General features: G+C 45.0%; 17 protein-coding genes and 1 riboswitch. Of the genes, 11 read left to right on the forward strand and 6 right to left on the reverse strand.

What is annotated here, in order from left to right; genetic code table 11:
• Positions 1 to 79: 79 nt before the first annotated feature.
• From CF394_RS09950 to metH, 3 genes are read left to right on the forward strand one after another with little or no spacing between them, the layout of a single operon-like run.
• A complete protein-coding gene (locus CF394_RS09950) occupies positions 80 to 1,192 on the forward strand; it encodes a methionine biosynthesis PLP-dependent protein (protein WP_094943372.1) in 1,113 nt (370 codons plus the stop codon).
• The gene (locus CF394_RS09955; RefSeq protein WP_094943374.1) at positions 1,189 to 3,033 is read left to right on the forward strand and encodes a bifunctional homocysteine S-methyltransferase/methylenetetrahydrofolate reductase; all 1,845 of its coding nucleotides are present in this window, start codon (positions 1,189 to 1,191) and stop codon (positions 3,031 to 3,033) included. Before CF394_RS09950 ends, CF394_RS09955 begins: the two co-directional genes overlap by 4 nt.
• Positions 3,014 to 6,451 carry a methionine synthase gene (metH, locus tag CF394_RS09960; protein ID WP_094943375.1) on the forward strand — a complete coding sequence of 1,146 codons (3,438 nt, stop codon included), beginning with the start codon at positions 3,014 to 3,016 and terminating at the stop codon, positions 6,449 to 6,451. The genes CF394_RS09955 and metH overlap by 20 nt, the downstream gene beginning before the upstream one ends.
• Before the next feature lie 13 nt (positions 6,452 to 6,464).
• Here the strand turns inward: metH and CF394_RS09965 are convergent, their stop codons facing one another.
• Positions 6,465 to 6,845: a DUF2500 domain-containing protein gene (locus tag CF394_RS09965; protein ID WP_243370787.1), complete on the reverse strand. Its 381-nt coding sequence runs from the start codon at positions 6,843 to 6,845 to the stop codon at positions 6,465 to 6,467.
• Positions 6,846 to 6,986: 141 nt separating this feature from the next.
• Between CF394_RS09965 and CF394_RS09970 the strand changes: the two genes are divergently transcribed.
• Positions 6,987 to 8,465: a glycine betaine uptake BCCT transporter gene (locus CF394_RS09970; RefSeq protein ID WP_094943377.1), complete on the forward strand. Its 1,479-nt coding sequence runs from the start codon at positions 6,987 to 6,989 to the stop codon at positions 8,463 to 8,465.
• A 49-nt stretch (positions 8,466 to 8,514) separates the two neighbouring features.
• Here CF394_RS09970 and CF394_RS09975 read toward each other — a convergent pair whose 3' ends face one another.
• The gene (locus CF394_RS09975) at positions 8,515 to 8,958 is read right to left on the reverse strand and encodes a GNAT family N-acetyltransferase (protein ID WP_094943378.1); all 444 of its coding nucleotides are present in this window, start codon (positions 8,956 to 8,958) and stop codon (positions 8,515 to 8,517) included.
• Between the two features lie 196 nt (positions 8,959 to 9,154).
• On the opposite strand from CF394_RS09975, the gene CF394_RS09980 reads away from it, so the two are divergent.
• Positions 9,155 to 9,802 (forward strand): EAL and HDOD domain-containing protein, encoded by a 648-nt coding sequence (locus tag CF394_RS09980; protein ID WP_094943380.1) that lies wholly within the window; start codon positions 9,155 to 9,157, stop codon positions 9,800 to 9,802.
• 88 nt (positions 9,803 to 9,890) lie between these two features.
• Complete coding sequence (locus CF394_RS09985) at positions 9,891 to 10,364, forward strand: DinB family protein (protein ID WP_094943381.1); 474 nt, start codon at positions 9,891 to 9,893, stop codon at positions 10,362 to 10,364.
• Positions 10,365 to 10,524: 160 nt separating this feature from the next.
• On the opposite strand, the gene CF394_RS09990 is transcribed toward CF394_RS09985, so the two are convergent.
• Both CF394_RS09990 and cysK read right to left on the reverse strand, forming a co-directional pair.
• A complete protein-coding gene (locus tag CF394_RS09990) occupies positions 10,525 to 11,187 on the reverse strand; it encodes a type 1 glutamine amidotransferase domain-containing protein (RefSeq protein WP_094943383.1) in 663 nt (220 codons plus the stop codon).
• A 54-nt stretch (positions 11,188 to 11,241) separates the two neighbouring features.
• Positions 11,242 to 12,159 carry a cysteine synthase A gene (gene cysK / locus CF394_RS09995; RefSeq protein WP_094943384.1) on the reverse strand — a complete coding sequence of 306 codons (918 nt, stop codon included), beginning with the start codon at positions 12,157 to 12,159 and terminating at the stop codon, positions 11,242 to 11,244.
• A 171-nt stretch (positions 12,160 to 12,330) separates the two neighbouring features.
• On the opposite strand from cysK, the gene CF394_RS10000 reads away from it, so the two are divergent.
• Positions 12,331 to 13,203: a patatin-like phospholipase family protein gene (locus tag CF394_RS10000; protein ID WP_279327654.1), complete on the forward strand. Its 873-nt coding sequence runs from the start codon at positions 12,331 to 12,333 to the stop codon at positions 13,201 to 13,203.
• 173 nt (positions 13,204 to 13,376) lie between these two features.
• On the opposite strand, the gene CF394_RS10005 is transcribed toward CF394_RS10000, so the two are convergent.
• Together CF394_RS10005 and CF394_RS10010 are read right to left on the reverse strand one after the other, a co-directional pair.
• Positions 13,377 to 13,922, reverse strand: a complete 546-nt coding sequence (locus CF394_RS10005; protein ID WP_094943386.1) for an NADPH-dependent FMN reductase — start codon at positions 13,920 to 13,922, stop codon at positions 13,377 to 13,379.
• A 12-nt stretch (positions 13,923 to 13,934) separates the two neighbouring features.
• Positions 13,935 to 14,303, reverse strand: coding sequence for a DUF2188 domain-containing protein (locus CF394_RS10010; protein WP_094943387.1), 369 nt, complete (start codon positions 14,301 to 14,303; stop codon positions 13,935 to 13,937).
• 164 nt (positions 14,304 to 14,467) lie between these two features.
• Between CF394_RS10010 and CF394_RS10015 the strand changes: the two genes are divergently transcribed.
• From CF394_RS10015 to CF394_RS10030, 4 genes are all read left to right on the forward strand, one after another.
• Positions 14,468 to 14,845 carry a general stress protein gene (locus tag CF394_RS10015; protein ID WP_165767530.1) on the forward strand — a complete coding sequence of 126 codons (378 nt, stop codon included), beginning with the start codon at positions 14,468 to 14,470 and terminating at the stop codon, positions 14,843 to 14,845.
• A 70-nt stretch (positions 14,846 to 14,915) separates the two neighbouring features.
• Entirely contained in the window at positions 14,916 to 15,101 is a 186-nt protein-coding gene (locus tag CF394_RS10020; RefSeq protein WP_094943391.1) for a hypothetical protein, read from the forward strand.
• A 56-nt stretch (positions 15,102 to 15,157) separates the two neighbouring features.
• Positions 15,158 to 15,259: riboswitch (SAM riboswitch) on the forward strand.
• A gap of 80 nt (positions 15,260 to 15,339) precedes the next feature.
• The gene (locus tag CF394_RS10025) at positions 15,340 to 15,621 is read left to right on the forward strand and encodes a hypothetical protein (protein ID WP_094943392.1); all 282 of its coding nucleotides are present in this window, start codon (positions 15,340 to 15,342) and stop codon (positions 15,619 to 15,621) included.
• Between the two features lie 12 nt (positions 15,622 to 15,633).
• On the forward strand, positions 15,634 to 16,770 hold the full coding sequence (locus CF394_RS10030) for a glycerate kinase (RefSeq protein WP_094943394.1): 1,137 nt from the start codon (positions 15,634 to 15,636) through the stop codon (positions 16,768 to 16,770).
• Positions 16,771 to 16,939 lie beyond the last annotated feature (169 nt).

The following is a 16,939-nucleotide window of genomic DNA, read 5'->3' on the forward strand; positions in this document are numbered from 1 at the left end:
GATAGATCCAACACACGCCTTCTTATTTTTATATAAGAGGGCGTTTTTCTATACCCTCCACTACAAGGAGGAACTACCTATGACCTATCAATTGGAAACGCAACTAGCGCAAGCAGGAAACCGAAGTGACGCCGCAACAGGAGCAGTCAGTCTGCCTATCCATCTATCGACAGCTTATATTCACCCTGGGATCGGGCAATCCACAGGATATGACTATTCGAGAACGGCCAATCCGACTCGAACAGCACTTGAACAGGCACTAGCAACACTGGAACACGGAGACCACGGGTTTGCGTTCAGTTCAGGTATGGCTGCCGTTCATGCCGTGTTGCAATTGTTCCGAACAGGAGACGAGCTGATCGTCTCAGAGGATTTGTACGGAGGGAGTTACCGGTTGTTCCATCAGCTTGAGGAGCGGACAGGCCTTCGCTTTCGATACGTAGACACCACCGAGCTCTCCGCTATCTCAGACGCTGTGACAGATGCGACAAAAGCCATCTTCATCGAATCGCCCACAAATCCACTCATGAAAGAGACGGACATCCAAGCCGTTTCGGAAATTGCGAAGAAAAGAGACTTGTTGTTGATTGTCGACAATACGTTCTATACGCCAATCCTTCAGCAGCCCATCACATTAGGTGCCGACATCGTGCTGCACAGTGCAACGAAATATTTGGGAGGGCATAATGATGTCTTGGCGGGTGCAGTTATCACAAAAGGCGAGAAGCTTGGTGAACAGCTCCTGGTCATCCAAAACTCAATCGGAGCCGTACCAAGTCCATTAGACTGTTGGCTCTTGGTTCGCAGTTTAAAGACACTGGCTCTTCGAGTGGAGAAGCAGCAAGAGAATGCCCGCTTGCTTGTGGCATTTTTGACAGAACATCCAGCCATCGATTCGGTATTGTATCCAGGTAAAGGTGGAATGCTGTCGTTTCGCTTGAAAGAATCGGAGTGGGTTCCTGCATTTTTAGAGCGCTTGACGCTGATTGCTTTTGCCGAAAGTCTAGGGGGAGTAGAAAGTTTTATCACGTACCCGACAACACAGACTCACGCGGATATTCCGAAAGCGGAGCGCGAGCGCGTCGGAATCTGTTCTCGACTCCTGCGTTTCTCTGTAGGGATTGAACATAGCGACGACTTGAAGCACGAACTGAAAACGATTTTAGATGCGTGGGTAGGTGTTCCACGATGAAGCGCCCCTTCCTTGAACAACTTAGAGAACGCGTGTTAGTTGCAGACGGTGCCATGGGAACGCTGTTATATTCCTACGGAGTCGATCATTGTAATGAAGAGCTAAACCTTTCGCACCCTGAGGATGTCCTGCGTGTCCACGAGCAGTACATTGAAGCAGGAGCAGAAGTTATCCAGACGAACACGTATGCGGCCAATTATGTAAAGCTCGCGCGCTACGGTCTACAGGAACAGGTAAAGGCTATCAATACGGCAGCGGTCCGTCTAGCTAAACAAGCGGCGGGAGAAGACGTCTATGTCTTGGGAACTATCGGTGGTCTGCGTGGAATTAAACAAGACATCCCACTCGATGAGATCAAACGTAGCTTTCGAGAACAGCTTTACATCTTCTTAATGGAAGGGGTAGATGCCCTGTTACTTGAAACGTATTACGACTTTGAGGAGCTCGAGACCGTCGTTCAGATTGCGAAGCAGGAATGCGAGTTGCCGATCATTGCGGAACTATCGATGCATGAGGTAGGGGTCCTTCAAAATGGCTGGTCACTTGCGGAGGGACTCGCAAGACTTGAAGAACTCGGTGCAGATGTAGTCGGAATCAATTGTCGTATGGGTCCTTTCCATATGCTCACGGCTCTCCAACAGGTTCCTATCCCGCAGAAGGCTCTGCTTTCTGTCTATCCGAACGCCAGTCTCCCGCAGTTAGAAGAAGGACGTTATACGTATGCGGAAGAGTTTGCCTACTTTGGCGATATCGCGCAAGAGCTAAGACAGCAAGGTGTCCACTTGATTGGAGGCTGTTGTGGAACGACTCCTGGACATATTCAAGCTGTGGCCAAGAGGTTGACGGACCGGACGCCGATTACTGAGAAACAGGCGATTCCACATAAAGCAGTTCGAAAAGTTATGGAACCATCTGGAGAATCACCTCTCCTTCAAAAAGTCCGTAATGAGACGACAATTCTAGTAGAGCTAGATCCACCGAAGCATTTAAACACGGATCGATTTTATGAAGGAATCGAAGCCCTCCATAAAGCGGGAGCTGACGCTCTGACGCTAGCAGATAATCCACTTGCTTCTCCACGCGTCGGAAACGATGCGGTGGCTGCCATCATCAAACAGCGTTACGGGGCAAACCCGCTTGTTCATTTGACCTGTCGAGATCGCAATCTTATTGGGTTACAGTCTCATTTGATGGGACTACATGAACTAGGTGTTCAAGACCTGCTCGCCATCACAGGGGATCCTGCTAAAATTGGCGATTTTCCAGGTGCGGCATCGGTTTATGACTTATCAAGTTTAGAACTAATCGAACTGATTAAACAAAACAACAAAGGTTTCTCATTCTCTGGGAAATCACTAGAGCGTCCTACTCGATTCTCCGTTGGGGCTGCATTCAATCCGAACTACCGCCATATGGACGCCTCTATTAAGAGACTGGAGAAAAAGGTTGCAGCGGGAGCCGACTACTTCATAACGCAGCCAGTCTTTGGAATCGAACAGCTTCATGCATTAGCAGAAGCGTCCAAACAAGTGGACCGTCCCTTCTTTGTGGGGATTATGCCACTCCTCAGTTCTCGCAATGCGGAATTTTTGCATCATGAAGTCCCAGGCATTCGGTTACCTGATGACACGAGAGAACGGATGCGTCAAGCGGGCGAAGATCCGAAACGCGCACTTGAAGAAGGAATGGCTATCACGAAAGAACTGGTGGCGGAGGCCGTCAAACTATTCAATGGTATCTACCTCATCACACCATTTTTACGTTATGAATTGTCACTTGAACTGATTCATTACATCACGTCACGGAAGCAGGAGGAATCACATGACCAGCTCTACATTTGAAACACAACTTCAGAAGAAAATCCTCGTTCTTGACGGAGCGATGGGGACGATGATTCAGCAGGCTGACCTCACAGCAGAAGATTTTGGAGGAGAAGAATACGAAGGATGTAACGAGTACTTGGTTCAGACCCGTCCAGAGCTGATTGAATCGATTCATGCGGCCTATTACGAAGCAGGGGCAGATGTCGTTGAGACGAATACCTTTGGTGCTACGCCAGTGGTACTGGATGAGTACGGACTTGGGCACCTCGCTTACGAGCTCAACAAGCAAGCGGCAGAACTCGCTCGCCGTGCAGCTAAAGACTATTCAACACCCGACCATCCACGCTTTGTAGCTGGTGCGATGGGTCCGACTACCAAAACACTCTCAGTAACAGGCGGCATTAGCTTTGACCAGCTTGCTGAGGATTACCAAGTCCAAGCAGAAGGTCTACTAGATGGTGGAGTGGATGTGTTGCTCGTCGAGACGAGTCAGGATGCATTAAACGTCAAAGCCGCAAACTTAGGTATTAAACGCGCGTTTACTGCTAAACAAAAAGAAGTACCTATTTTAGTTTCGGGGACGATCGAACCGATGGGTACGACGCTTGCTGGCCAATCAATTGAAGCATTTTATATTTCGCTGGAACATATGAACCCACTCGCAGTAGGTCTCAACTGTGCAACGGGACCAGAATTCATGCGTGATCACGTGCGCTCTTTGTCTGCTCTAGCTTCGAATTATGTCAGCTGTTACCCGAACGCAGGTCTTCCAGACGAAGAAGGGAACTACAATGAGACGCCGGAATCGCTAGCAGCGAAGATGGAAGGCTTTTTAGAAAAAGGCTGGCTTAACATAGTGGGAGGCTGTTGTGGAACAACTCCAGCCCATATCCGAGCACTGGCTAACGTGGCAAAAGCTTACTCGCCTCGACCTCTCACAGCACATGAAGAACACAAAGTGTCGGGTATCGAGCCTTTTATTTATGACGACCCAACAACTCGCCCTATATTAGTCGGAGAGCGCACGAACGTGATTGGATCTAGGAAATTTAAACGGCTTATCCAGGAAGACAAGCTAGAAGAAGCATCGGAGATTGCCCGTTCTCAGGTGAAGAACGGTGCGCAGATCATCGATATTTGTCTCGCAGACCCAGACCGCGAAGAAGTGGAAGACATGGACCGTTTCATCCAACAAGTCGTAAAAAAAGTGAAAGTGCCTCTGATGATTGACTCCACCGACGAGAAGGTACTCGAAGTAGCCCTTCGGTACTCTCAAGGGAAAGTCATCATCAACTCCATCAATCTAGAGGACGGGGAAGAGCGGTTTGAAGCGATTGCACCTCTGTTGCATCAGTTTGGGGGTGCCGTAGTGGTGGGGACGATTGATGAAAAAGGAATGGGAGTCTCTGCCGAACGAAAAGTCGAGATTGCTACACGATCCTATCAGTTACTTACAGAAAAATACGGAATCGCACCGTCTGACATCATTTTTGATGCACTAGTGTTCCCAGTGGGTACCGGAGATGAACAATACATCGGATCAGCAAAAGCTACTGTTGACGGTATCCGTGCTATTAAAGAGAAGTTTCCACTATGCCCGCAGATTTTAGGGGTTAGCAATGTATCCTTTGGGTTGCCTCCAGTTGGTCGTGAAGTCTTAAATGCAGTGTTCTTGTATCACTGTGTACAGGCAGGACTAGATTACGCCATCGTCAATACAGAGAAACTAGAGCGCTTCGCTTCTATTCCCGAAGAAGAAGTGCGTCTGGCGGAAGAATTGTTGTTTGATACGACAGACGAGACGCTCGCTCGCTTTACAGAGTTTTACCGAGGTATGAAAAAAGAAGAAAAGGTGCAGGAGCTTCCTGAAACCGTTGAAGAGCGATTAGCTTATTACATTGTCGAAGGAACGAAAGAAGGACTCATTTCGGATTTGGATGCAGCACTTGAGAGCTATGAGGCACCACTTGATATTATCAACGGTCCTTTAATGGCAGGAATGGCAGAGGTCGGGCGCCTGTTCAACGACAATCAGTTGATAGTCGCAGAAGTTCTACAAAGTGCCGAGGTGATGAAGGCAGCTGTAGCTTATTTAGAACCTCACATGGAGCAGTCCGATGTATCTTCTACAAAAGGGAAAGTCATCCTAGCCACTGTTAAAGGAGACGTTCATGACATCGGAAAAAATCTAGTGGACATCATCTTGAGCAACAATGGCTATGACGTGACGGATCTTGGTATCAAAGTGACTCCTCAAGAGTTGATTGAACAGGTGCGTGTCCATAAACCGGACATTATCGGACTATCTGGTTTACTTGTAAAGTCAGCACAGCAAATGGTGGTCACTGCACAAGATTTAAAGGCTGTGGGAATCGATACTCCAGTAGTCGTCGGCGGTGCTGCATTGACTCGTAAGTTTACAGCCAATAAGATTGCGAAGGAATATGATGGGGTCGTTCTCTATGCAAAAGATGCGATGGATGGACTGCAACTGTTCAATGATTTACAGCATCCTGAGCGACGTCTGGAAATTGAACAACACCATGAAGAAGACCAAAAAAAGCGAACAGAAACACCAGAACCTGAGATTCCTAGAAAACCTCAGACCACAGGGGAGTCAACAGTTAGCAAAGATGTTCAGGTCTATACACCAACAGATTTGGATGTTCATATTTTGCGAGAGTTCTCCCTCCAGCAAGTCTATCCCTATATCAATCAGCAGATGCTGTTAGGGCATCATTTAGGAATCAAAGGGAAGATTTCTCGTCTTCTTGCTGAAAAAGATGAACGGACAGTGAATTTAAAAGAACTGACAGACAGTTTGTTTGAACAAGCAGTGGCTTCTGGGATTTTACAAGCTTCTGCCATCTATCAGTTCTTTCCGGCCCAGTCAGATGGAGACGATGTCGTCATCTACGATTCAAAAGACACCACCCGAGAAATCGAACGATTCCATTTCCCGAGACAGCAAAAAGCAGATCATCTGTGTTTAGCAGACTATTTGAAGCCAGTCGGTGGGGAGATGGATTATGTCGGATTTTTCACAGTGACAGCTGGTAAAGATATTCGTGCTTGGTCCCAGCAATTGAAAGAACAAGGTAAGTTTTTGGAGAGTCATGCGATTCAGGCACTGGCACTGGAAACGGCAGAAGGGTTAGCGGAACGCGTCCATGAGATGATGCGGACACGTTGGGGATTCCCAGACCCTGTGGAGTTGAGTATCCAAGACTTGTTCCGTACGAAGTATCAAGGACAGCGTTTTTCATTCGGATATCCGGCTTGTCCAGAACTTGAAGATCAGAAGAAGTTATGGAAACTCCTGCAGCCAGAGCGTATTGGAGTGGAGCTCACAGATGGTTGTATGATGGAACCGGAAGCTTCCGTATCAGCCATGGTATTTGCGCATCCAGAAGCTCGTTATTTTAATGTGTACTAGTAAACCACGCACCTTATGTGCGTGGTTCTATTTTTCTTTCGAAGTTGATAAATCGAGTTCCTTGGAATGTGAGAAGACCTAAATCACCTTCTGCGAGTTGCCCGAATTCATGTCCTCGGACGGGAAGTTCCATCCGGTCTCCGCTTTGAACTTCAAAGGTCACATAATACCATGTGCTTGCTGCTGAATCACCATGGCCGCCACTAGTTTCTGTACGTTTAGTTTTAACCGTAGCGGGTATGGTAAGTTGAGGCGAATTGTTATTTTTTGACCACGTTTTAATGAAACCCCCAATTCCGAAAATGAATACCGAAATAACTGCTACAAATACTACTACAATAAACACCGTTCCAAACGTATCCATAAAGCCAAACATAGGATCTGAAAAACCCATAAATTCTCCCCCTTTTTATACGTAGTTTACGGATAAAGAGGAGGAGAAGTTTCATGTGGGCAAAATGTACATGGCTTGACCCTTACAAAAAATTAAGGTAGGGTAGGGAATTGTGTAAAGTAAACGAAAGAAGGGAAGAAAATGAAAAACGTTACTAAAGTGTTTTGGATTACGCTTGCACTTGTACTAGTTACAGTTGCCTTTGGCGCAATAGTACCGGAGAGCTTTGAAACGATTACAGCAAATATGCAAGCTTTCATTACCTCCACTTTTGGTTGGTACTACTTAATTATCGTAAGTCTGATGGTTGTTTTTACTTTGTTTTTAATTGTCAGTCCATACGGCAAAATTCGATTAGGAAAAGATTCAGATCGTCCTGCTTATTCCAAAACCACATGGTTTGCGATGCTCTTTTCAGCTGGAATGGGAATCGGACTTGTATTTTGGGGAGCTGCAGAACCACTTTCTCACTTTGCTGTTTCGTCACCAACTGGAGAGACAGGAACTGATCAAGCATTCAGAGATTCTATGCGCTATACCTTTTTCCACTGGGGCTTACATGCCTGGGCCATTTATGCGATTGTTGCCTTAGCACTCGCTTACTTCCAGTTCCGCAAAGGCGAACCTGGATTAATTTCAGCAACACTTAAGCCAATCTTCGGAGATAAAATGTTAGGACCTTGGGGTGTCGTCGTCGACGTATTTGCCGTCTTTGCAACGGCGATCGGGGTAGCTACAACTCTTGGCTTCGGTGCTGTTCAAATTAGTGGCGGCTTGAGTTACTTGTTTGGAATTGAAGCATCTTACGGATTGCAAGTCATTATTATTGCTGTAGTTACAGTGTTGTTCCTTGCTTCTGCTTGGTCAGGACTCAGCAAAGGAATCAAATATTTATCGAACACCAATATGGTTCTTGCTATATTACTTTTAGTAGGTGTCGTCATTATCGGGCCTACACTATTGATTTTCAACATGTTTACAGAAACACTTGGCTCGTATCTACAAAACATCGTCCGCATGAGTTTCCGTGCAGCCCCTCTCGATGGGACTTCACGTGACTGGATCAATGGCTGGACAATCTTCTACTGGGCTTGGTGGATCTCTTGGGCACCATTTGTCGGAATCTTTATTGCACGAGTTTCTAAAGGCCGAACAATTCGTGAATTTGTAGCAGGAGTCCTGTTACTTCCATCACTTGTCAGCTTTTTCTGGTTCTCTGCATTTGGTTCAACAGCAATTGAAATTCAGGATAAAGTGACAGACATTTCAGGACTAGCAACAGAAGAAGTCTTGTTTGCTACTTTCAATGAGCTACCGTTTGCAACAATCCTTTCCATCATTGCGATTGTTCTAATTGGGACTTTCTTTATTACAAGTGCCGATTCAGCAACCTTCGTATTAGGGATGCAAACAACTGGAGGTTCGTTGAATCCTGACAACTCTGTAAAAATCGTTTGGGGACTTGCACAGTCTTCGATCGCAGTCATCTTATTATCTGCAAATGGATTGACGGCTCTTCAAAATGCATTGATTATAGCCGCATTGCCGTTCTCCTTTATTATGATTTTGATGATGATTTCTACATTGAAAGCCTTACAGCTTGAAAGAAAACGTTTATAAAATACAAAAGACCTTTCTGAGGATAAATCGGAAAGGTCTTTTTCGTTTTTTAAAAAGTGATACGGTGAGTGGTGTCTGGTGAATGGTGGACAGCCACAAACCCATTTTGACGGTAGAAAGCATCGGCCTTTGCAGAGTCTGTTCTGCATGTAACGCTCTTAAAAGATTCTTTGGCTTTGTTTAAACAAGCCTCAAGTAACAGTGTACCCACTCCATGACGACGTTCTTCAGCTAGTACATAAAATCTGCGAAGACGACCTGATGAAGGGTCATCTGAATAAGAATTTTGGAGGATGCCTCCTATGCCCACAAGTTCATCTTCCTTCCAAACTCCAAATAATGCTTCACCAGGCTTTTGGAAAAGCTCTGATCCATCAGCGTATTGCTTCACAAGTCGAGTCAAAAATCGATAGCCTTCCTGTTCACTTTCTTCTACTAAATGAGTAACAGATACAGCATTCAAATCTGTAATTTCTTTAATTTCGTACGTCATGATGTAGCCTCCCCTTTTCTTGTCTATTCGACATAACCTAATTTTATTCCTCTCTACCATTGGTCTGAATTAAAATAATTTAAAACCGAGACTATTTTACTTTTGAATTGGAAGCAATAAGGTATTAATGTTTGATTATTCTGTAAATAAATGGTAGAATACGACTAACAACTTTAAATGGACGGAGGTGAATAAAATGAACCACTATCTTGCCAGGCAACCTATAGTGGACCGTCAAGGCAATGTCGTTGCTTATGAATTATTGTACCGAAATAGTGAGGAAAACGTCTACACTGCACAAGACCCAAATGAAGCTACTAGGCAAGTGTTAGATACGGCCTATCACGTCATGGGATTGGATATTGTGAGTCAAAATCTTCCGGTGTTTGTAAACTTTACTCGAGATCTGTTAACGCAACCGCATCAATGGAATGTGGCTCCGGGAAATCTTATTATCGAAGTCCTAGAGACCATTGAATTTGATGAAGAGCTTTTAAAGTCTTTGCGACAGTTAAAAAAAGCAGGTTATCAGATTGCACTCGACGATTTTAACTGCAATGCCTCTATTCATGGGATACCAGAAATAGTTCGAGTGGCCGATTATATCAAGATTGATTTTCAAGCCCCTATGAACCGGCAGCAGTGCACAGAAAAATTGGCAACACGTTCTGGAAAAAAACGTATTGCTGAGAAAATTGAAACGTTAGAAGAATACAGGCGAGCCTTAGATTCTGGTTACACGTACTTTCAAGGGTACTTTTTTGGAAAGCCAGAAATTCTTTACAAGAAATCAACACCTCTAGTTATTGACGGTCAAATCGTTGTTCATGTTCCCCACGCCTAATTTTGTTTCGCTTGCACAGGCTAGTGCGGGCGTTTTTTTTCGTTCACAGGGTATACTGAGGATAGACTGACTGAAGGGGGATTACGAAGTGAACAAGGCTGAGATTTTAGCGCATTTTCGCGCATCAATGGATTGGATTGAAGGGATGAAGGAATGGGAAGAGGCCAACTGGCGCTCTCCGATTGCGGAAGGGAAATGGACGGTTGCTGAAGTGGTAGGGCACTTGGGTCCATGGGATCGTTTCTTCCTGACAGATCGCCTGCATCCAATTTTAAATGGGGAAGCTTTGCAGCCCTATCCAGGATTTGAGCAATTCAATGCACAATCTGCAGAACTAGCGCGAAATCAGATAAAAGACCAAACGATTCAAGAGTTTTTATTGACTCGAAAAAAATTAGTGGATGAGTTGTCTGCAGTTCCAGAAGCTAAGTGGACAGAACCTTTTACAATTGGGTCGAACACAACCACACTGGAGTCTTATTTTACAGGCTTGGTAGAGCACGATGAACATCATTTTGAACAGATCCGCCGAGCACTTGATTTAGAAGGTCGCTGGACGTAACCAGGTTGTGGCAGTAAAAGTTATAAAGATGGATACTTTTAAAAAGAGTGCAGGGGTGACTCCAGCGGGATCTAAGCGGAAGCTGAGACCTTGGCTCAGACCGCGCCCGCGGAACGCTTCCCCTGCACGCGACATAGAGCTAAAAAGAGTAGGCGGCTGCCTACTCTTTTAATGTATCTATAAACGCATGTGCTACTGCTTCTGTAGATTGTGGATTCTGACCAGTGATTAATAGGCCATCGCGGACCACTTTTTCACTCCAATTTGCAGCAGCTTCATGATGAGCACCTAATTCTTCGAGCTTAGAAGCTAGAAGGAACGGCATGTCATCTTGTAAGCCGGTGTCTTGTTCTTCTGCGTCTGTAAATGCACTTACTTTTTTGCCTTTTACAAGAGGGTCTCCGTTTGAAAGCTTGACTCCCACAAGTCCAGCAGGTCCGTGACATACGGCTGCGACTGGTTTGTCTGCTTCGTAGATAGAGCGAATCAGTTCTTGTAACTTCGTGTTATCCGGTAAGTCAAACATCGTCCCGTGACCACCTGGTAAGAAAATGCCATCAAAATCTTCGGGATTTTGATCATTAATATGTTCTGTGTTTTGAAGGTGTTCTTTTGTAGCCAACATCTCTTCAGGCACGTCGCCTTCTAGACTCGTTGGGTCAATTGGGATTTCGCCACCTTGAGGACTAGCTACTGTCACGTCATAACCTTCTTTTTGGAAAGCAAGGAATGCTTCGCCGAACTCAGAAAGCCAGACTCCTGTTTTTTTGCCGTTTGGTAGTTCGGAATGATTGGTTAGCACCATTAAAATGCGTTTTGACATGGTTGTTGTCTCCTTTCAAAATGAACGTACCGTATTTTATACCCGGATTGTACCTTATTCAATCAAGCCCATGCTCAAGTAGCGTTCGCCCGTATCAGGAGCAATACAAAGAACTTTTTTGCCAGTACCTAAGCGTTTCGCGATTTCAATAGCTGCGTACACGGCGGCACCGGCAGAAGGACCAACAAAAATACCTTCTTCTCGAGCAAGTCGACGGAACAGGTCCACAGCTTGATCATCTTCAATCTGGAAAATCTCGTCATAAATCTTTGTGTTGAGAATCGGAGGAATAAACCCTGGGCTAGTTCCGACTAGTTTATGACGTCCTGGTTTTCCACCTGAGAGAACAGGAGAACCTTTTGGTTCTACTACGCCGATATAAAGGTCAGGAAGATGCTGTTTCAACGTTTCCCCTGTACCGGTAATCGTTCCACCTGTTCCAGCTGTTGCGACGAAAGCATCCAACTTGCCATCCATCTGCTCTAAGATTTCAAGTGCCGTTGTACCTCGGTGTGCATCCGCATTTGCTGTGTTTTCAAATTGTTGCGGAATAAAGGCATTAGGAATGGATTCTTTCAGTTCTAGTGCCTTTTTAATTGCCCCTGGCATTTTTTCATCTTGCGGTGTGAGGACCACTTCGGCGCCAAATGCTTTTAATAAATTGATCCGTTCTTGCGTACTGTTATCAGGGAGCACCAAAATAGCGCGGTATCCGCGTGCTGCCGCAACCATTGCAAGACCAATTCCAGTATTTCCACTAGTCGGCTCGATGATAGTATCTCCCGGTCGGATATGACCTTGTTCTTCGGCCATTTTGATCATATTATTAGCTGCTCGGTCTTTGACGCTTTTAGTGGGGTTGTACATCTCGAGTTTCACGTAGACATCCGCAGCGCCTTCCGGTACAACGCGATTCAATTTGACGGCAGGTGTGTTGCCTATCAACTCAGTTATACTTTGATATATCGTCATAGCTGTCCCTACTTTCTTAATACTAGTAGTGTAAGTATACCAAGTCAGGTATTTAAATTCCAATTCAAAGTGTTTTAATAGGAATTAAATGATTATTAGATTCCATTTGCTTCCTAGTTGCTTTTGCGGAATACTAATAAGTAGAAAAACTACTGAGAAGGAGTGGTCAATTTGACAGCAGCAGGCTTGATATTAGAAGGGGGCGGCATGCGCGGTGTGTTCACGGGTGGTGTACTGGAGGCGTTCATGGAGCAAGACTACTATTTCCCGTATGTCATCGGTGTCTCCGCTGGAGCATGTCATGGATCTTCTTACGCAGCTAGACAGCGAGATAGGAACCGTAAAGTTTCTATTGATTATGTGACGCATCCAGACTACATCTCTCTCAAGAACTTAGTAACGAAACGAGAGTTATTCGGGATGGATCTGCTATTTGATAAATTGCCTAATGAACTTGTCCCTTTTGATTATGAAACCTTCTCCGCAGCACCAGAGCGCTTTATTATTGGAACAACAGATTGTTATAGTGGGAAACCAATTTATTTTGAAAAGGGAGCTCCTAAAGACGAGATTTTAAAAGTGATCCGAGCTTCCAGTTCCTTGCCTTTCATGGCGGCTCCAGTAGACTATCAAGGGAAGACTTTGATGGACGGAGGAATAGCGGATCCGATTCCGCTTAAGAAAGCATTGGAGGATGGCATTGAGAAGCCTGTGGTGATCTTGACACGTCCGAAAGGATACCGAAAAGCACCTTCTCGTTTTACTGGGATTAGTAAGTTTATGTATAAACAATATCCCGGTCTTGTTCATCAGATGGAGACAAGATGGAAGCATTACAACGACACGTTGGAATGGGTAGAAGCTTTGGAAGATCAAGGTAAGGCCTTCGTGATACGACCAGAGGATTCTTTTAAAATCAGTCGTGCGGAGAGAAACCCAGAACGTTTGACATCGCTTTATGAATTTGGGGTAGAGACTGGAAGGTCACAATTTGAAGAAATGATGAAATTTTTAGGGGAACCTACTAAGGTCATGACAAAATAAGGAAAGTCAATTCTTGGTTAGTGAAATATGGCGTGTAGGGGAAGCGTTCCACGGGCGCGGGCTGAGCCTCGGTCTCAGCTTCCGCTTTTAATCCCGCTGGAGTCACCCCTACACACTCTAAAAACGTAAATTTTTACAATGAATGTTCAATTAAAATTAGCATGCCCACTGTTTTACTTTGTACGTAGTGGTTTCAGTGCACCGCCCCATGCAATCACTTGATCCAACATATCTTTTATATTTTTATCATGAAGGTCACGAGGTTTGAAGGTTTCCCCTTTTTCGAAATCTAAAAACAACGATAAGACGGGATGAACACGAACATCTGCTATCAGTAATTCTGCACAGACTTGTCGAACATGTTCTGCAGCTCTTGTACCACCAGCTGAACCGTAGCTTACGATACCAGCGGACTTGTTGTGCCAAGGTTCTCTAGCGCTATCCAATGCATTTTTAAGAGCGCCCGTCATACTATGGTTGTATTCCGCTACAACAAACACAAAAGCATCTAGTGAGTCGAGTTTGTCATTCCATCGTTTAACCCCTTCAGATTCTTCGGTTCCTAGGAAGGGAAGGTCGAAGTCCTTGATGTCGACCAGTTCATAATGGGCATCTTGCCGTTCGTTTGCTTTTTCTAAGAGCCATTTTCCAACCTGCGGGCTAACTCGACCTTCACGAGTGCTTCCTAAAATGATGCCTACTTTTAATTTTTCCGTCATTTGATCCGCTCCTTAGTCATATAAAGTATCCGCTACACTTCCGTCTTCCTTATACACCGTCAAAATCCCATCCTGTTCATTTACATATGGTTTTGCCTCTTCAAGCAGCGCCTCTTTTGTAGAAGCTTTCTTAATGGCGCGTTCTCCTGCTTTTTTCATCAATACCCATTCGTCTTCTTTCCACTTCACTATATAGTGAGGTCTGGATGAATCATCTGTCCCGTTTACATAGTCTCGCGCTCTTGCTGTAGCAATTGAGATAGCTCGACCTTCTTCCATGCCATCCTCAATCATAGCGTTCGCCATCTCAATGGCTTTATTCCGTATTTCAGCGTCTAAGTTTTTCATGGAATCGGGATAATCCGTTTTTGTCCATGGCATTTCCTATCGCCTCCTTGATTTCTACTTTCCCTGTAGTTCTAAATTTAAACGAAGCTCATGTCGGTCTTAATTCCTATTTTTGTAAGATTGAGTTTGTCGCGACTTGAATGAGGGAAACTTTAAAGAACAAAATCGCTGTTCACTTAAAGAGGAGTAGATGCATCATGGTATCAAAAACTGCAACCTATTGGATTGAAACTACTGCGGAGTCGCTAAAACAACGACTGATTTGGTTACAAGAAGACTATTTTGAACAAGATGAGATCATTATCCTTGCTAGAAATGATCGTCAGGTCGAGTGGCTCAAAGAACATACATCTTTGCAAATTCAAACCGATCCGTCGAGCTTTTTAGATGCTGCAGCTGCGTTTTTTAAGGGTGAAGATACAACACAAGATGTCTTATTGCGATTAGGTTTTGAAAAGCATGAGAGTGACCAAGTAGTAGAGGAAATCGGGAAGGGTCATTATTTTGTTTACGCAGATCGCGTCCACGGAGCAAATATTGGAGCAACAGACGATGCCAAACGCCACATTCGGTAAGTAGTCGTTTTTAAAATTTTGAATCAGGGAATACTAAATAAAAACTACAATCTTTCAGGAGGCGTTTTCTATGTTCAAAGAGGAAAAAGAAAATAGCGGAAAAATTCCTATGCCAAGCGATGAAAAGTCATTAACAGAAGAAGAAAAAATTGATAGTGACCCTTTCTTCTATCGCGAAGATCCAGCGGATAAAGATGGTGACAACGAACTGTACAATCATAAAAATGCAGATGAAGATGACATTCGCTCGAAATGATACTGGGAAATCTCCCCTTTTTCTGCTATACTAGAATCAACTGAACAGTAACTCTTTTCTTATCAAGAGAGACGGAGGGAATTGGCCCTACGAAGTCTCAGCAACCTGCCTATCAGGTAAGGTGCTCCATCCAACAGGTCTAACCTGAACGATGAGGAGAAATTGTGCGTATGCAACTCTTCTCTCTCGTAGGGAAGAGTTTTTTGTTTGGCACAATTTACAGGAGAGGATGTTTGCAATGGGAAGAGAAACGCTTGAAAGACAACTGACAGAATTAAAACAAAAAGAAGTGAAAAGCTACGCCGGAGCGATGCAGCGTCATCAACAAGTGAAAGCGTTAGAGGCAAAGCTTCATTACTTGGAGCTCGGAGAAGAGATTTCTCGGGAACGGGTGGATAAGGCAATTGAAGAAATTACAGCACTCGAGCAGGAGATTGCAAGGTTGTCACGAAGTATAGAAGAAAAGAAGCAAGATTTGCATTTTTATCTATTCGGTCCATCTGTAAAACGACTATTCTAGGGGGAACCAACTATGAAATTCATCGTCAGCTCAGATGCTTGGAAGACCACGCTCACATCTCAAGAAGCTACGCGCGCTATTGCGCAAGGCCTGCAATCTGTCGACCCAAAATTAGAAGTCATTGAATTCCCGATAGCAGATGGTGGGGAAGGGACATTGGATGCTCTAATGAGCGCTACAAAAGGGACATATAAGACCGCTACGGTTCACGATCCACTTGGTCGTAAGGTTGAAGCGAAATACGGCGTGACCGGCCTGTCTCGTCATACCTGTGTAATTGAGATGGCACAAGCTTCTGGATTCTCTTATGTGAAAAAACATGAACAAAATCCTCGACTTGCCTCGACATACGGAACAGGAGAATTGATTCGAGCGGCTTTAGACGAAGGGCATAGAAACTTCATTCTTGCGATTGGGAGCAGTGCCACAAACGATGGTGGTGCAGGTATGCTACGAGCGCTCGGCTTAAAATTTTTAGACAGTGATGGAAACGAAATGTCTGGAGACTTGTTGCAATTGCAGCAACTCGAAAGCCTTGATGACCAAGAATTTGATTCGCGTCTTCAAGAATGTACCTTTGCAGTAGTTAGCGACGTGCAGATCCCGTATATCGGGCCTCAAGGGGCTACTCACCTTTACGGCGAGACAAAAGGCGTCAGGCAAGAAGACACGACAGTAGTGGAAGCAGCATTAAGCCGTCTAGCCGACGTCATCGAAAAACATACGGGTGTCCGACTTCACGAAAGAGCAGGAGCGGGTTCTGGAGGAGGACTTGGAGGTGCCGTTCAGGCTTTCTTCCCGACAAAATGGTACCACGGTATTGATTTTGTGTTGAAACGCTCTGGCTGGGAAAACGCGCTGTCTGGTGTCACTCATGTCATTACAGGAGAAGGACGCCTCGATCAGCACACGTTCTTAGAGGGCAAAGGGCCGCACGGAGTCTCGAAGTTTGCGGCGGAAAGAGGCTTACCGGTTACGTTGTTTGCGGGCAGTGCGGCGCATGATGCTGTGGAAGACGCAACGGATCTGTTCCAAGAGGTCGTCCTCCTTGCTCAGACTGAAAGCGAAATTAATCATGCCCTTGACCATCCGGAAGAGGCACTTAAGCAAGCTGCGGCTCGTTGGTATTCGGAGAAGTTTGGAGAATGACTTACTAGATGTGAAGAACGCCGTTCTAGAAATTTCATCAAAACCAGGCGCACCAATTGAGGCGCTCTTTGCCTCGGTTGGGGTGAATGGTTTTGATGGGGATTTCTGGCGTTCGCAACTCGATTTCGATTAGATGTGAAGAACGCCGAACCCCAAACCGAAAAGGTTT

This window comes from Tetzosporium hominis, assembly GCF_002265435.1.
In the GTDB taxonomy this organism is placed as follows: Bacteria; Bacillota; Bacilli; order Bacillales_A; family Planococcaceae; genus Chryseomicrobium; species Chryseomicrobium hominis.

Excerpts from the sequence above, each read along its gene's own strand:
- CF394_RS09950 (WP_094943372.1), top strand. The coding sequence starts at position 80 with ATGACCTATCAATTGGAAACGCAACTAGCGCAAGCAGGAAACCGAAGT.
- CF394_RS09955 (WP_094943374.1), top strand. The coding sequence starts at position 1,189 with ATGAAGCGCCCCTTCCTTGAACAACTTAGAGAACGCGTGTTAGTTGCA.
- metH (WP_094943375.1), top strand. The coding sequence starts at position 3,014 with ATGACCAGCTCTACATTTGAAACACAACTTCAGAAGAAAATCCTCGTT.
- CF394_RS09965 (WP_243370787.1), bottom strand. The coding sequence starts at position 6,845 with ATGGGTTTTTCAGATCCTATGTTTGGCTTTATGGATACGTTTGGAACG.
- CF394_RS09970 (WP_094943377.1), top strand. The coding sequence starts at position 6,987 with ATGAAAAACGTTACTAAAGTGTTTTGGATTACGCTTGCACTTGTACTA.
- CF394_RS09975 (WP_094943378.1), bottom strand. The coding sequence starts at position 8,958 with ATGACGTACGAAATTAAAGAAATTACAGATTTGAATGCTGTATCTGTT.
- CF394_RS09980 (WP_094943380.1), top strand. The coding sequence starts at position 9,155 with ATGAACCACTATCTTGCCAGGCAACCTATAGTGGACCGTCAAGGCAAT.
- CF394_RS09990 (WP_094943383.1), bottom strand. The coding sequence starts at position 11,187 with ATGTCAAAACGCATTTTAATGGTGCTAACCAATCATTCCGAACTACCA.
- cysK (WP_094943384.1), bottom strand. The coding sequence starts at position 12,159 with ATGACGATATATCAAAGTATAACTGAGTTGATAGGCAACACACCTGCC.
- CF394_RS10005 (WP_094943386.1), bottom strand. The coding sequence starts at position 13,922 with ATGACGGAAAAATTAAAAGTAGGCATCATTTTAGGAAGCACTCGTGAA.
- CF394_RS10010 (WP_094943387.1), bottom strand. The coding sequence starts at position 14,303 with ATGCCATGGACAAAAACGGATTATCCCGATTCCATGAAAAACTTAGAC.
- CF394_RS10015 (WP_165767530.1), top strand. The coding sequence starts at position 14,468 with ATGGTATCAAAAACTGCAACCTATTGGATTGAAACTACTGCGGAGTCG.
- CF394_RS10020 (WP_094943391.1), top strand. The coding sequence starts at position 14,916 with ATGTTCAAAGAGGAAAAAGAAAATAGCGGAAAAATTCCTATGCCAAGC.
- CF394_RS10025 (WP_094943392.1), top strand. The coding sequence starts at position 15,340 with ATGGGAAGAGAAACGCTTGAAAGACAACTGACAGAATTAAAACAAAAA.
- CF394_RS10030 (WP_094943394.1), top strand. The coding sequence starts at position 15,634 with ATGAAATTCATCGTCAGCTCAGATGCTTGGAAGACCACGCTCACATCT.